Origin of the sequence: Psychromonas sp. 14N.309.X.WAT.B.A12, from assembly GCF_030397575.1 — a bacterium.
In the GTDB taxonomy this organism is placed as follows: Bacteria; Pseudomonadota; Gammaproteobacteria; order Enterobacterales; family Psychromonadaceae; genus Psychromonas.
Map to the genome: position 1 here is coordinate 23,462 of NZ_JAPNXS010000013.1, position 14,084 is coordinate 37,545.

A 14,084-nucleotide genomic window follows, 5' to 3' on the forward strand; every position below is an offset into this window, starting at 1 on the left:
TATTCTCTTTTATATTAAGTATGTCGATAAATTTAATTATTTTGTCGGCCGTATCGCTATGTATGGAATCTTTCTTATGGTTTCCATACTTTTGTGGTCATCAATCTCTAAAACTTTTTTCATGCCCTCACTTTGGACGCTTGAATCGGCACAATTTACTATGGCCGCTTATTATATCCTCGGTGGTGCGTACGCAATTCAACTAAAAGCAAACGTACGTATGGACTTGTTCTATGGTAACTGGTCAATAAAGAAACGCGCTTGGATGGATATATTTACCGTGTTTTTTCTCATTTTTTTCCTATTTGTACTCCTATATGGCGGCTTGGAAAGTCTGCTTTACTCCTTTGAATATGGGCAACGTACAAGCACCGCTTGGCGTCCACTTATTTGGCCAATCAAAGCCGTTATGTGCGTAGGATTCATCATGATGATCTTACAAGCTATTTCAGAGTTTTTTAAAGATGTTGCTGTTATTCGAGGAGTAGAAATCAAATGAGTTATGAAATGATCGCAATCGCGATGTTTGCCTCGATGGCATTATTAATGGCAACCGGTCAACGCGTATTTGCCGCGATAGGCGCTGTCGCCTCTATTTCTGCGATTATGTTGTGGGGAACTGGCGGAGCAGAAATCCCTTTTACTGCTGCAATGAAAGTAATGAATTGGTATCCAATGCTTACTTTACCCATGTTTATTTTTATGGGGTATGTACTGTCTGAATCAAAGATTGCTGACGATCTTTATAAGATGTTCCATGTTTGGATGGGCCCTATGCCTGGTGGTCTAGCGATAGGCACGATAGGTCTAATGGTACTGGTATCAGCAATGAATGGGCTTTCAGTCGCAGGTATGGCTATCGGCGCCACTATTGCGTTACCGGAGTTACTAAAGCGCGGCTATAACAAAAAAATGGTCACAGGTGTTATTCAAGCAGGCTCTTCCCTTGGTATTTTAGTGCCACCTTCTGTTGTACTCGTTCTCTATGCAATGATTGCACGTCAACCTGTTGGGCAACTATGGCTAGCCGGGATTATCCCAGGGCTAATTATGGCTACTCTTTTTATTATCTATATTGTCGTTTGCTGTCGACTTAACCCTTCTTGGGGACCAGCACTCAATAAAGAAGAACGAGATATTCCTCGCGCTGAAAAATTACGCTTATTAAGAGCAGGGCTATTACCACTTGGTATTTTTGCAGTCATGATGGTGCCTTTTGTAAATGGTTGGACAAGCTTAGTGGAAAGCTCTGCAATCGGGGCAATGGCAGCATTCGCAGCCGCTATTTTTAAAAGACGTATGACTAAAATCGTCTTTGAAAATTCTGTTCGTAATACATTGGCTATCTCTTGCATGTTTATGTGGATTATTCTCGCTGCGTTAGGGTTTGGCGCTATATTTGATGGCCTTGGTGCCGTTAAAGCAATTGCCGATCTATTTACAGAGCAATTAGGGCTTAGCCCATGGGCAATACTTATCTTAATGCAGTTATCTTTTTTGATCATGGGAACATTTCTCGATGATACTGCGATGTTAGTTATTGTTGCACCATTATTTGTTCCTTTAGTGCATGCCCTTGGATTTGACCTGATCTGGTACGGCGTGTTGTACACCATTACTTGTCAAATTGCTTACATGACACCGCCCTTTGGTTATAACTTATTTTTAATGAAGGCAATGGCTCCACCTGAGATTTCTTTACGAGACATCTACGGCTCAATCGGACCTTTTGTTGGCATTATGATACTCGCACTGATTCTTATCATGGTCTTCCCACAACTTGCTTTGTGGTTGCCAAATTACGTTTACGGATAACAGAACCATTAGTATTTCTATTTAGCTCATTATTTACTTCGGATGAAAAAAAGTCCGTTACCAATTAATTAACAGGAGAAATTTTATGAATTCAAGACGTAAGTTTTTAACAAGTGCAGCAGCACTAACAGCAGGTACTGTATTAGCACCAGCAAAAACCTTTGCTGCTTCACCTAAAATAAAATGGCGTATGCAAACTTATGCAGGTCCTGCTCTTGCAGAACACGTTGTTAAGCCTGCAATAGAGGCATTTAACCGTATTGCTGGTGAAGAGATGCAAATTGAACTTTATTTTGCGGATCAACTGGTACCGACTGGTGAATTATTCCGCGCATTACAAAAAGGAATTATTGATGCCGTTCAGTCTGATGATGACTCTATGGCCTCTCCAACTGAAGTCACCACATTTGGTGGTTACTTTCCTTTTGGTAGCCGTTATTCACTCGATGTACCTGTATTATTTAACCAGTATGGCCTAGATAAAATCTGGAAAGAAGAGTACGCAAAATTTGGCATTAAACATATCTCTGCTGGTGCATGGGATCCTTGTCATTTTGCCACTAAAAAGCCCATTAATAGCTTAGCGGATTTGAAAGGATTGAGAGTATTTACATTCCCTACTGCTGGTCGTTTTATGTCAAAATACGGCGTCGTACCAGTATCTATTCCATGGGAGGATGTAGAGGTTGCACTGCAAACAGGTGAGCTAGATGGTATCGCATGGTCTGGTATTACTGAAGATTACACCGTAGGTTGGTCTAAAGTTACGGATTACTTCCTAACCAATAATATTTCTGGTGCATGGATTGGACACTTCTTTGCTAATATGGATCGTTATAACGAACTACCTGAACACCTTAAAGAATTGCTAGCCTTGTGTATGGAAACATCACATTACTACCGCCAATGGTGGTATTGGGGTGGAGAAGCGCAATTACGTGTTAACGGTCCAGACATGAAGTTAACGACTATTCCTGATGAAGAATGGGCACAAGTTGAATCTGATGCGCGTGATTTCTGGGATGAAATTGCAAAAGAATCACCAACAAAAGCGAAAATTGTTGAGATATTCAAACAATACAACGCAGATATGGAAAAAGCAGGAAGACCTTATCGTTATAGTTAAACATAAAAGCCTAAGAGTAGCAGCTAGACTCAATGCTGATCTTGACTTTAAAATGGCCACTTTCATTAATATGATTGGCACTAAAAGTCAGTAGCGAAAATACGATATATAAAAACTAAAATGCCGCGTCTAATGCGGCATTTTTGTTGATATTGATGTTGATGTTGATGTTGATGTTGATGTTGATGTACAGATTATTTAATGATCTCTATATGCTCAACGTCTACTTTGCTTTCCGTCCACTCTTTATCAACTTCCCCAATAATGCGAATTTTATCTTCAGGCGTTACTGTAATATGGCGAAAGTCTTCATCTTCAATTTCTACCATAACTACGCCACTTTGGTCTTTAAATAGGTAATGTTCTTCAGCCGTTTGCTTCACTAATGAGCCTTGTAAAGCCACTTTACTATCATCGGCTAACTCAAGCGCCTCTTTAGCTGTAATGGTTTGGATGGATGTAGCACCTGGACCAACGAATGCTGCAAATGCACTCATGGAAAATAGGCTGGCGAATAGTGCTGACATTAAACCTTTAAGCATAAACTTAGAATTAATCATAGCGTTCCTCATTTAGTAAAAATAACACAGCGTTAGTATTTACAACTACAAAATGTAAATACTCAGCGCTCTCATTATTTACGACTAAACAAGTGGTAATTCGTTCACACTAACTTTAACAGGCAAAGTTAACCCATTAATAAATCAGCGTCGATAGGATGAAACTGAGTACAAGCATCAATTAAAGCTTTAGCTGACAACTTAGGGACACCATAGGCTTCAGTAGTGACACCAAACTTACTGTTAACTTTATCTAACAAAATAGCAAAATCACCGTCTCCTGTAAGTAAAATAACCGTATCAACTTCAGCGGCTGACTCCATTACATCAATAGTAATCCCTACATCCCAATCCCCTTTTGCAGTGCCATCACTTCGTTGAATAAAGGGTTTTAAACGTACATCAAAACCCACATGCCTTAGCATCTCTTGGAATTTTTGTTGCTGATTATCTCCACGTTCAATGGCATAAGCGTAAGCACAAATAATTTCACCTTGCGCGCTAATTTGTTGCCATAGTTTTCGATAGTTAAATTGCTTTCCGTACGCTTGGCGAGTGGTGTAATAGATGTTTTGAACATCAGCAAAAATAGCAATCTTTTTCATTAATAATGACCTTGTACTTTGATGGTTAGCGTTTGCTGATATGAATATTAATTAAACGGGTACCAAAATAGCTGCGCTTCACACACACGCTTAACAATCGCTAGTGATACACACACTAAAATAGTAGATAAACAGATCCAATCCTTTCTCATTAATGGCTTTAAGCTATACCAAGTACGTGATTTATGTCGCCCAAAACCACGTAACGTCATCGCATTGGATATCTCTTCCGTTCTATCCAAACTGGTAAAAATTAATGGGCCTAGAATGCTTGTTAGATTTTTTAAACGAGAAAAAAGAGAGGCTTTCTTAGATAACTCAACACCACGCGCTTGCTGCGCATGCATGATATTAATGTAATCTTTCTTAATTTCAGGTAAATAACGTAGCGTCAAACTCACCGCGTAAGCAACTTTATAAGGTATACCTAAACGATTCAAACTAGCAGAAAATTCTGTCGGATGCGTGGTAAATACAAACACTAAAGCAATCGGAAACATACTGAAATATTTTAAGGTTACCGTCACCAAATAAAACAAGGTTTCCTGAGTAACAGAATAAAAACCAAGAGGTAATAAAACCGTCTCAGTTCCCATATACGCAGTCCCCTGTTGCGGCGCTAATAAAAACATAAACAACGCATTTAATGACAACACACTGGCAGTCGCAATCAACAAGGTACGGTACACCTTTACTGGCACCTTGGTCATCTTCAGCAACCATAAGCCCACACCCACTAATACAATGATAAGGCGTAAATCAAAGGTAGTGAGTACTACGGTCACCCACGCCATAAAAAGTACAAACTTTGTAATACCATTTAAGCGATGGAGTACAGAACCAGTCTCAACATAACTTATTCCAAAGGCCATTTTTTCTGCTTTCATGCACTGTTTCTCGCTTGTTCTGTTTGAATAAAACACTGCATAAACGCACTGGTATTCTCAATGTCTAAATTGACTGCTAATTGATATAGGCTGGTTGTTGTTAGGTTAGCTTTAGCTAATAACTCAGGTTGGCTAAACACCTCTGTCATTGGCGCATCGGCAATCAAATGACTGTCAGATAACACAATAGATCGCGTTGTATATTCCAATACTAGGTGCATATCGTGAGAAATAATCACCACTGTAATACCGAGACGAGTATTAAGCTCTTTAATGAAACTCAACATCGCCGTATAACTCCGGTAGTCTTGCCCAGCGGTAGGCTCATCTAAAATAAGTAACTCTGGCTCTAAAACAAGAATAGAGGCAATAGTGACGCGCTTTTTCTGTCCATAACTAAGGGCATCAATTGGCCAGTGACGATATTTTTTCAAACCGCAAAGCGCCAATAATTGCAACACTTTCTGTTCTATAAGCTGCTCATCAACACCACGGTTACGTAAACCAAAGGCAATTTCGTCAAATATCATATGATGCGAGATCATATGATTCGGGTTTTGCATCACCACACCAACCGCTTGGCTACGCTCAAAAATGCTTAATTTCGAAAGGTCTTTACCATTTAGTATTATCTTACCTGAATCCGGCTCAACGACGCCCATTACCAATTTAGTTAAGGTTGATTTTCCAGAGCCATTTTTACCAAGAATCGAAACAAACTCACCTTTATTAATGGAGAAACTAACATTATCAACCGCATTCACCTCCCCATGATAGGAATAGGTTAACCCTGATAAGGTTAATAGAGGTGTTTGCTTAGATTGTTCTGCTTGTAAATCAGTGACATGAAACCACTCGAGAAGATTATTTTTGTATTGTGCTAAAGATAAAGTATCAAGATTCGCGGGCTTGTTCTCAGCTTCAATCGTGCAGTTTGCTGATTTCAATGCTGATAAATAAAGCGGTTCACGTATACCATGGGTAGTTAATAATGAACTGGATAACAGTACATCGGGTGACATATCTGCAACTATTTCACCATGATCCATTAGAATGATTCGATCAACATTTCGATGCAACACATCCTCTAAACGGTGCTCGATGATAATAATCGTTTTACCAGCATCCCGATGTAATTGATCAATGATCTCAATAGTCTTTTTACTGGTTTTAGGGTCTAAGGCTGCTAATGGCTCATCAAAAAGTAAGATATCAACGTCATCGACTAAAATACCAGCTAATGACACTCGCTGTTTTTGCCCACCAGACAAGTCCTGTGGAGAAGCGTTTAGCAAAGCACCTAAGTCCACCATTTGTGCTGTAGATTTAACAATAGGATACATATCAGCCGTTGCAGTACATTGATTTTCTAATGCAAAAGCAATATCTTCACCGACTGTTAACCCAACAAATTGGCTATCAGTATCTTGCAATACTGTGCCAACATGCTCCGTATAATGGTGCATCTCAAAATGACTTGTCTCTTTTCCTGCAATTTTAAGTTGCCCTGAACACTGGCCTTTTATTGCATGTGGAATAAGACCATTGAGGCAACGCCCAATGGTCGACTTACCGCTGCCACTCGCACCGATAATGACAATTTTTTCGCCCTTCTCTATTTTCAGATTAATATTTTTAAGCGTTGGTTTATCTAAGGCTTTATATTGAAAAGAGAAATTCGAAAACTCAATCTGCATACCTAACTATCCTTCGCTCAAGTTGCTACTTTGTTGGTTACGTTTGGCAACCGATTTCAAAATAAAGTAGCCCACCACAGCGATTAAGACAGTGTTACCAGAAGCGATAATAGTTAATTGCGTAAAGACTTTACTGAAAGGTTCGGCATATAAAATAGTGTCTAATAGCGCAGAGCAACCATATCCAACTACATTACCAATTAAGGCAAGTACAACAAATAGCACAAAATCTTTGATCTCAAATACACCAGACTGAATACGTCGATGAGTTAATCTAGGGAACAAACCAATCACTAAACCAACAATCCCAGATCCTAATACCCAGGTAAACCAAACGCCCTATCCTGCGAATAAATCAGTCACCCAATGACCTATGAAGCCTACTAAAAAGCCAACAAGAGGCCCAAATAAAACGGAAAATAACGCAAGGATCGCCATTGCAGGTTTTAAAGTGGTATTAGCAAACACTGGAATACCAAACATAGGTAAACCACCAATGCCATAAAGAGCAGCACCAATAGCAATTACAACAACGGTTTTAGTGGACAGTTTCATGTAGACCTCATTAATTAAGTTAGTGGCGCTGATTATACGGGTATTAAAAAGCAATAAGAAGTCTGAGAGTCTAGATGTCTAGCAATAAAAAAGCAGGATCTGAATGGCAAAGAACGAGAATTCAAATCTACTTGCCTTAGTACAATTTAAACAGAGTAACTTCAAAGAGGTGTCGCAATAGAAAGCCACTCATTTAAGATGAGAATAATCTACATTCAATGCCTATTTGATTAGGATAAGTAACAAATCAGGGTTATCGTTAACTGAGCTTTTTTAATTTATTCGTATACATTAAAGCGAAAACAGTCCGTAGTATGGTCATTAAGCAACCCAACAGACTGCATAAAAGCGTAGGTAGTGGTTGGCCCTAAAAACTTAAAGCCTTTTTTCTTCATGTCTTTACTGATTAGCGTCGATAACTCAGTTGATGCAGGCACTTCTTCCTTTGTTGGCCAATGACCAACAAGGGTTTTGTGATCGGTAAATTGCCAAATGTAATCAGAAAAACTGCCGAATTCCTTTTGCACATTCAAAATACATTGTGCGTTATTTATGATCGCAGATATTTTTGCACGATGTCGAACGATGCCTGCATCCAACAATAGTTCTTCAACTTTTGCATCATCAAATGCCGCCACACTTTTAAGATCAAACTGATTAAAGGCAGCACGATAACCTTCGCGTTTATTTAAGATGGTATGCCAACTTAACCCCGACTGACAAAGCTCTAAAGACAGTGCTTCAAACAGTTTTTGATCGTCATAAACAGGTACGCCCCATTCCGTATCATGGTAAGCCTCTTCAAGTTTAGTTTTTAAAGCCCACTGGCATTTTTTGATGTCGTTCATTGGTAATGGTGACCTGTTGAGAGGGTTGATTTTATCTATATACAGTAATGAAAAGGAAGAAGTTTAGCTAGTTGATTCTTAAAAGTGATCTGCAAATTACAATTGGTTTGGGCTGGTCTACGCTCAAATAGCACGATCAAAAAAGCCTTTATCATCAATCTAAATAGACTAAATAATAAAGGCTTTGTTATTGTGAAAGTAATTGTTACTTTCACATACAGCAAAAGTTAACTTAACTACCTACAAAATTGTTACGCACACCACGTGGTTTTTTATTACCACCAGCACGATTAGCTGGCTTAGCCACTTTAGGTTTCTTAATTTTCTTTTCGCGTGTATCTAATACTGAAGGCTGTAATGGCTCACCCGGTTCAAATCCCGGTTGAATACGGCGTGGCACTACCTTTTTAATAAAGCGTTCGATATCTTTTAATAGTTTAAACTCTTCCTGACAGACTAGCGAAACAGCAAGGCCTTCATTACCAGCTCGGCCAGTACGACCGATACGGTGAACATAATCTTCACTGACATGAGGTAAGTCAAAGTTCACTACGTTCGGTAATTGGTCGATATCAATACCACGCGCTGCAATATCAGTTGCAACTAAGACTTTAATTTGGCTTTCTTTAAATTGCGCTAATGCTTTAGTACGTGCGCCTTGGCTCTTATTACCATGAATAGCAGCACTGCGAATACCACGCGCTTCTAGGTTTTTAACTAAGCGATTTGCCCCATGTTTAGTTTTAACAAACACTAAGACTTGTTGCCATTTATTATCTAAAATTAACTGGCTTAATAGTGCTGTTTTCTTGGTTTTATCCACTTCATATAACACCTGTTCGATTTTTTCTACCGTGGTGTTACGTGGCGTGACTGAAATTTCCACAGGATTATTCACTAAGCCTTTTGCTAAGGCTCGAATATCATCTGAAAAAGTTGCTGAAAACAGCAGATTTTGACGTTTAGGTGGCAGCACTTTCAAGATTTTTTTAATGTCGTGAATAAAGCCCATATCCAACATACGGTCAGCTTCATCAAGCACTAATACTTCTAACTGTTGAAAACGTACGGCATTTTGTTGGTAAAGATCTAACAAACGCCCTGGCGTTGCTACTAGAATATCCACCCCACTGCGCAGGTTTTGCATTTGAGGGTTAATTTTAACACCACCATAAACGACCATGCTGCGTAATGGCATGTTTTGCCCGTATTTTTGTACGCTTGCTTGAACTTGTGCGGCTAATTCGCGCGTTGGCGTTAAAATAAGTGCACGAACTTGATTCGGTTTAGCACGCGGTCCTTTTTCCAACTTTGCCAATAATGGCAAGGTGAAGCCCGCCGTTTTACCAGTACCTGTTTGTGCTGCAGCCATAACATCTTTGCCTGCAATCACAGCTGGGATCGCTTGTTCTTGAATAGGTGACGGCTTTTCATAACCTTGCGCTTTAACAGCTTCTACTAACGATACGGGTAAACCTAGTGAATCAAAACTCATATAACATCTCATTAAAATACGGCATATGCCTTAAGGTGCGTAGCTTACCTTAAGCAAGCTTTACACGCTATCGAAACCAATGCATAAAATTCATACAATTGAAAGGTGATTAACCTCACGGTATATGTATAATACTCCTCTTTAAAAAAGCAATACTCAAACTATTTAGGAATAAGCCGTGTTAAGTACAAATAACATCACCATGCAATTTGGTGCAAAACCACTTTTTGAAAATATTTCAGTCAAATTTGGTACCGGAAACCGCTATGGTTTAATCGGTGCAAATGGTTGTGGTAAATCGACCTTTATGAAGATCTTAACCGGTGATCTAGAGCCAAGTGCTGGTAACGTAACCAAAGATCCTAATGAACGTATTGCTAAGCTACATCAGGACCAGTTTGCCTTTGAAGAGTACACAGTACTGGATACAGTATTGATGGGCCACAAAGAGATGTGGGAAGTAATGAATGAGCGTAACCGCATTTACTCTTTACCTGAAATGAGTGAAGAAGATGGGATGAAGGTCGCTGATTTAGAAACTGAGTTTGCAGAAATGGATGGGTACACAGCCGATTCACGCGCTGGGGAAATCCTATTAAGCGTTGGTATTCCATTAGAGCAACATTACGGCCCAATGTCTGAAGTTGCACCTGGTTGGAAACTACGTGTGTTACTAGCACAAGTACTTTTCTCAAATCCAGATATCATGCTTCTTGATGAGCCAACCAATAACTTGGATATCGATACTATCCGCTGGTTAGAAACTGAATTAAATGCACGTCAATGTACTATGGTAATTATCTCGCATGACCGTCACTTCTTAAACTCAGTATGTACACACATGGCTGATATCGATTACGGTGAATTACGTTTATACCCAGGTAACTACGATGAGTACATGACTGCCGCTACACAAGCACGTGAACGTCTATTATCTGAAAATGCGAAGAAGAAAGCACAACTATCTGAATTACAAGAATTCGTAAGCCGTTTCTCTGCAAATGCATCAAAAGCAAAACAAGCTACATCTCGTGCTAAGCAAATGGATAAAATCCAGTTAGATGAAGTTAAAGCATCTAGCCGTGTTAACCCTTACATTGTCTTTAAACAAGAGAAGAAACTGTTCCGTAACGCATTAGAAACCGTTGCGATGACGAAGAGCTTCGACAACACCTTATTTAAAGACTTAAACCTAATGATCGAAGTAGGTGAACGCGTTGCTATCATTGGCCAAAATGGTGTGGGTAAAACAACCCTATTACGTACTTTAATGGGTGAAATTGAGTTATCTTCAGGTGAATACAAATGGTCTGAAAATGCACAATTAGGTTACTACGCACAGGACCACTCATCTGATTTTGAAAAAGACCAAAATCTAATGGACTGGATGGGTCAATGGATGCAAGAAGGCGATGATGAGCAAGTCGTACGTGGTACATTAGGTCGTTTACTATTTGGTGCAAATGACATCACTAAATCAGTTAAAATCATCTCTGGTGGTGAGCAAGGTCGTATGCTGTTTGGTAAGTTAATGATGAATAAACCAAATATCTTGCTAATGGATGAACCAACCAATCACTTGGATATGGAATCGATTGAATCATTAAACTTAGCCTTAGAAAACTATGAAGGCACTCTATTATTTGTCAGTCATGACCGTGAGTTTGTATCTTCATTAGCAACACGTATTATCGAAATCAAAGAAAATGAAGTGGTTGATTTCCACGGTACTTACGAAGAGTACCTAAAAAGCCAAGGTGTTGGTGAGTAACTTTAATGATTAACTTTTGCTATTCATTTAGCCATTAAGTTTAATTAAATCTAAAAATCCGATGCTTTTATAAGTATCGGATTTTTTTATGTTTAAATATAGCCTAACACCAAACCTATCATGGCGAATAAAAGTACTAGGTATACAATCGGAAACTTAAGACTTTTATGTAGGTAAACGCCAACTAGAATGATCGCCATATCTAAGCCATCAAAGACCGCACTTATAAACACAGGTTGATATAGCGCACTAATCAACAAACCAACAACTGCAGCATTAACCCCACTGATAGCAGCATTAATGCAAGGAATTTTTGCAAGGCGTTGCCAATTTTTTAAACAAGCTAATAGTAATAAGAAGCCCGGTAAAAATACCCCAAGTGTCGCCACTAACGCCCCTAGTAACGGCATTTCAGGCAACATAAAGTAGCCAATATAAGTCGCAAAGGTAAACATTGGCCCTGGCACCGCTTGGGCAATGGCGTACCCCGTTAAGAATTGATCCGACGTTAACTGTTCAGCAACGATATTTTGTAATAAAGGGAGAACAACATGCCCCCCACCAAACACTAAACTACCCGCTTGGAAAAAGTCTGAAAAGACTGAGAATAAAGGTGTAAAACTGGCTAAGAATGGGATGATGCACAGTAACAGAATAAACAATGATAACGGGCGGTAATGTAATGAGCGTAGAGGATTAAGAATCAAACAATGTGTTTTTTTATCGGTAAACTCCTGTTCTTTCATTTTAAATAAAACCACACCGGTTAACGCAGCAAGCAGTAATACCAGTAATTGAGTAATAACACTTGGCATAACCAGTAAAGCGCAAGCGCTTAGTAAACAAAGCAATATATGCGCTTTATCTTTACAAAATTGTTTATACATCATCAGAACGGCATCTAAAACAACCACAACCGCAAGTAACTTCAGTCCATGGATCACTGAATGAAATATACTATTGTCAATTAAGTATCCTGCACTGATGGCTAATATGCTCACTAACATAATAGACGGTAAGGTAAACCCTAGAAAGGCACATATTGCGCCCTTTAATCCTGCTCTGTGGTAACCGATAGCAAAACCAACTTGGCTTGAACCTGGACCCGGTAAAAACTGACTTAGGGCAACAAACTCAGCATATTGACGCTCGCTTAACCAAGCTAAACGTTGAACAAATGTCTCCCTAAAATAAGCGATATGAGCGGCTGGGCCGCCAAAACTATAACAACCTAAGAGTAAGAAAGTTTTAAATATGTTCCACATTGTCGACGCTTCCATTGTCAATTTTATCTATGCATTAATAGCAATTATGCAAGTCACCTAACTGATATAAGACCAACCCAATCAATTTGCATCATTTGTAAACTGAAGGTCAGCTTTTAACATTTAGCTTAAAATAACCAGTGATTCGCATGACTTGAACTCAAAAAATAAATACCAAATTGATTTTGACGGCAACTGCGGCATTTAAACAAATCGAAATTACATCAGTTAGATGACAGAAAAATGACAAGTGCAATATTTAATACATAAATTAAAGAAAAGACTGTCAAAGGAGGTTAGCAGAGATATGGGGAGTTATTTTCACTTTATCACTTTTTAAAGCGTTATTTGCTCTACTTTTACAGCAAAGCAATTTATTCAACTCACTGTGTTAGGTTTCGTCAAAACGAGGTGTAAATACTGTAGGTCATTATCCCAAAGCGTTAAAAACTGTCGACTTTTCTGTTTATTATTAAGGCATTTAGCAAAAAGAATTATTTTTGCTCCTTTTAAATCTTCGGCCTGCGTGATCTCATATCGCGATAACAATTCCTCTTTGAAATGACTAATAGGAATAGAGAGCTGTTTGTTATCAGCGACATTTAACCACAACAACTGGCTATCGCTATGACTAATGTTTCCCCAATACATTCTAGGAGCCACTTTTTCTAGCTGTTCAGCATCACGAAAATGCACAAATAAGTTTTTAGCTCGCCAACGATGTTTTTCACTGGTATGTACCCAAACATCAGAGGTTGCTAAAGAGCTTTTCTTGAATAGACTTTTTAGTAACGCGCTTAGCGTTTGTGTTACTGGTTTATCTGTTTGCTCACTTTGTTTAAGTACTGAATGTTCACGATCAGTGTTGTTTGATTTATTCGCTGTTGAACTCTCTATTTTTTTGATATCAGCTAATAAAGGCTTACTTTTTATAATACGCTTCGCAGTGAAGTCGATCGTGAATCCTTGCTCACTTAGTTTTAGCTTTTTTGATTTGTCTAACGATGCAACAGAATCGGCATCAGGGGCTACAACAACTTGAGGCAATTGATTACCCTTTGACTCCACCAGCACATGTTCTGATTGCAGGAGCTTACTCTCGCTGACTATGTTTTTATCTCGACTATGAGTATTTAGTTCTGAACACCCTGCAAGATGATAACGAGAGCCAAAGCAAGCCTGTTTACCATCTTTAGAGGCGCGTCTAAAATACGCAACTTGTAAGCATTCAGGACAGTACAAAGCGTGTCGATATTGCTCAATTTGTTCAGTTGGCAGTAATTTGAATTCAAAAATAGAAAAAATCGTTTGCGCTTTAGCTTCACCTTCCGCAGTCTGATAATGCTTAGTCGGCTGATGGCCTTTAGATAAAATACAAATCGCATCTAACATTCAATACTCACCTTAACAGTTAACCATAAAACAACTCGCTCTTTCCCATACACAGGCATAACCTCTAC

Annotated in this window: 12 protein-coding genes and 1 pseudogene; 4 read left to right on the forward strand and 9 right to left on the reverse strand. The window is 39.0% G+C overall.

The window, feature by feature from the left end; all coding sequences use genetic code 11:
• The first annotated feature begins 76 nt into the window (after positions 1 to 76).
• The 3 genes from OW492_RS14850 to OW492_RS14860 all read left to right on the forward strand — a co-directional run bounded on the left by OW492_RS14850 (position 77) and on the right by OW492_RS14860 (position 2,941).
• On the forward strand, positions 77 to 499 hold the full coding sequence (locus OW492_RS14850) for a TRAP transporter small permease subunit (protein WP_290041108.1): 423 nt from the start codon (positions 77 to 79) through the stop codon (positions 497 to 499).
• Positions 496 to 1,815 carry a TRAP transporter large permease subunit gene (locus OW492_RS14855; RefSeq protein WP_290041110.1) on the forward strand — a complete coding sequence of 440 codons (1,320 nt, stop codon included), beginning with the start codon at positions 496 to 498 and terminating at the stop codon, positions 1,813 to 1,815. Before OW492_RS14850 ends, OW492_RS14855 begins: the two co-directional genes overlap by 4 nt.
• A gap of 85 nt (positions 1,816 to 1,900) precedes the next feature.
• Positions 1,901 to 2,941: a TRAP transporter substrate-binding protein gene (locus OW492_RS14860; RefSeq protein ID WP_290041112.1), complete on the forward strand. Its 1,041-nt coding sequence runs from the start codon at positions 1,901 to 1,903 to the stop codon at positions 2,939 to 2,941.
• Between the two features lie 194 nt (positions 2,942 to 3,135).
• On the opposite strand, the gene OW492_RS14865 is transcribed toward OW492_RS14860, so the two are convergent.
• From OW492_RS14865 to OW492_RS14895, 7 genes and pseudogenes are all read right to left on the reverse strand, one after another.
• A complete protein-coding gene (locus OW492_RS14865) occupies positions 3,136 to 3,501 on the reverse strand; it encodes a NirD/YgiW/YdeI family stress tolerance protein (RefSeq protein ID WP_290041114.1) in 366 nt (121 codons plus the stop codon).
• A gap of 128 nt (positions 3,502 to 3,629) precedes the next feature.
• Positions 3,630 to 4,106 (reverse strand): NYN domain-containing protein, encoded by a 477-nt coding sequence (locus OW492_RS14870; RefSeq protein ID WP_290041116.1) that lies wholly within the window; start codon positions 4,104 to 4,106, stop codon positions 3,630 to 3,632.
• 47 nt (positions 4,107 to 4,153) lie between these two features.
• Positions 4,154 to 4,993 (reverse strand): energy-coupling factor transporter transmembrane component T, encoded by an 840-nt coding sequence (locus OW492_RS14875; protein WP_290041118.1) that lies wholly within the window; start codon positions 4,991 to 4,993, stop codon positions 4,154 to 4,156.
• Entirely contained in the window at positions 4,990 to 6,690 is a 1,701-nt protein-coding gene (locus tag OW492_RS14880; RefSeq protein WP_290041120.1) for an ABC transporter ATP-binding protein, read from the reverse strand. Before OW492_RS14880 ends, OW492_RS14875 begins: the two co-directional genes overlap by 4 nt.
• 6 nt (positions 6,691 to 6,696) lie before the next feature.
• Positions 6,697 to 7,245 (reverse strand): annotated as a pseudogene (locus OW492_RS14885) (ECF-type riboflavin transporter substrate-binding protein).
• Between the two features lie 278 nt (positions 7,246 to 7,523).
• Positions 7,524 to 8,093 carry a DNA-3-methyladenine glycosylase I gene (locus tag OW492_RS14890; protein ID WP_290041122.1) on the reverse strand — a complete coding sequence of 190 codons (570 nt, stop codon included), beginning with the start codon at positions 8,091 to 8,093 and terminating at the stop codon, positions 7,524 to 7,526.
• 232 nt (positions 8,094 to 8,325) lie between these two features.
• The gene (locus OW492_RS14895) at positions 8,326 to 9,588 is read right to left on the reverse strand and encodes a DEAD/DEAH box helicase (RefSeq protein ID WP_290041123.1); all 1,263 of its coding nucleotides are present in this window, start codon (positions 9,586 to 9,588) and stop codon (positions 8,326 to 8,328) included.
• Positions 9,589 to 9,766: 178 nt separating this feature from the next.
• Here OW492_RS14895 and OW492_RS14900 point away from each other — a divergent pair, with 178 nt between their 5' ends.
• Positions 9,767 to 11,359: an ABC-F family ATPase gene (locus tag OW492_RS14900; protein WP_290041124.1), complete on the forward strand. Its 1,593-nt coding sequence runs from the start codon at positions 9,767 to 9,769 to the stop codon at positions 11,357 to 11,359.
• A 92-nt stretch (positions 11,360 to 11,451) separates the two neighbouring features.
• Here OW492_RS14900 and chrA read toward each other — a convergent pair whose 3' ends face one another.
• Positions 11,452 to 12,624, reverse strand: a complete 1,173-nt coding sequence (gene chrA, locus OW492_RS14905) for a chromate efflux transporter (protein ID WP_290041125.1) — start codon at positions 12,622 to 12,624, stop codon at positions 11,452 to 11,454.
• 378 nt (positions 12,625 to 13,002) lie between these two features.
• Entirely contained in the window at positions 13,003 to 14,016 is a 1,014-nt protein-coding gene (locus OW492_RS14910; protein ID WP_290041126.1) for a hypothetical protein, read from the reverse strand.
• Positions 14,017 to 14,084 lie beyond the last annotated feature (68 nt).

Excerpts from the sequence above, each read along its gene's own strand:
- chrA (WP_290041125.1), bottom strand. The coding sequence starts at position 12,624 with ATGTGGAACATATTTAAAACTTTCTTACTCTTAGGTTGTTATAGTTTT.
- OW492_RS14850 (WP_290041108.1), top strand. The coding sequence starts at position 77 with ATGGTTTCCATACTTTTGTGGTCATCAATCTCTAAAACTTTTTTCATG.
- OW492_RS14890 (WP_290041122.1), bottom strand. The coding sequence starts at position 8,093 with ATGAACGACATCAAAAAATGCCAGTGGGCTTTAAAAACTAAACTTGAA.
- OW492_RS14865 (WP_290041114.1), bottom strand. The coding sequence starts at position 3,501 with ATGATTAATTCTAAGTTTATGCTTAAAGGTTTAATGTCAGCACTATTC.
- OW492_RS14910 (WP_290041126.1), bottom strand. The coding sequence starts at position 14,016 with ATGTTAGATGCGATTTGTATTTTATCTAAAGGCCATCAGCCGACTAAG.
- OW492_RS14870 (WP_290041116.1), bottom strand. The coding sequence starts at position 4,106 with ATGAAAAAGATTGCTATTTTTGCTGATGTTCAAAACATCTATTACACC.
- OW492_RS14855 (WP_290041110.1), top strand. The coding sequence starts at position 496 with ATGAGTTATGAAATGATCGCAATCGCGATGTTTGCCTCGATGGCATTA.
- OW492_RS14895 (WP_290041123.1), bottom strand. The coding sequence starts at position 9,588 with ATGAGTTTTGATTCACTAGGTTTACCCGTATCGTTAGTAGAAGCTGTT.
- OW492_RS14880 (WP_290041120.1), bottom strand. The coding sequence starts at position 6,690 with ATGCAGATTGAGTTTTCGAATTTCTCTTTTCAATATAAAGCCTTAGAT.
- OW492_RS14860 (WP_290041112.1), top strand. The coding sequence starts at position 1,901 with ATGAATTCAAGACGTAAGTTTTTAACAAGTGCAGCAGCACTAACAGCA.
- OW492_RS14875 (WP_290041118.1), bottom strand. The coding sequence starts at position 4,993 with ATGAAAGCAGAAAAAATGGCCTTTGGAATAAGTTATGTTGAGACTGGT.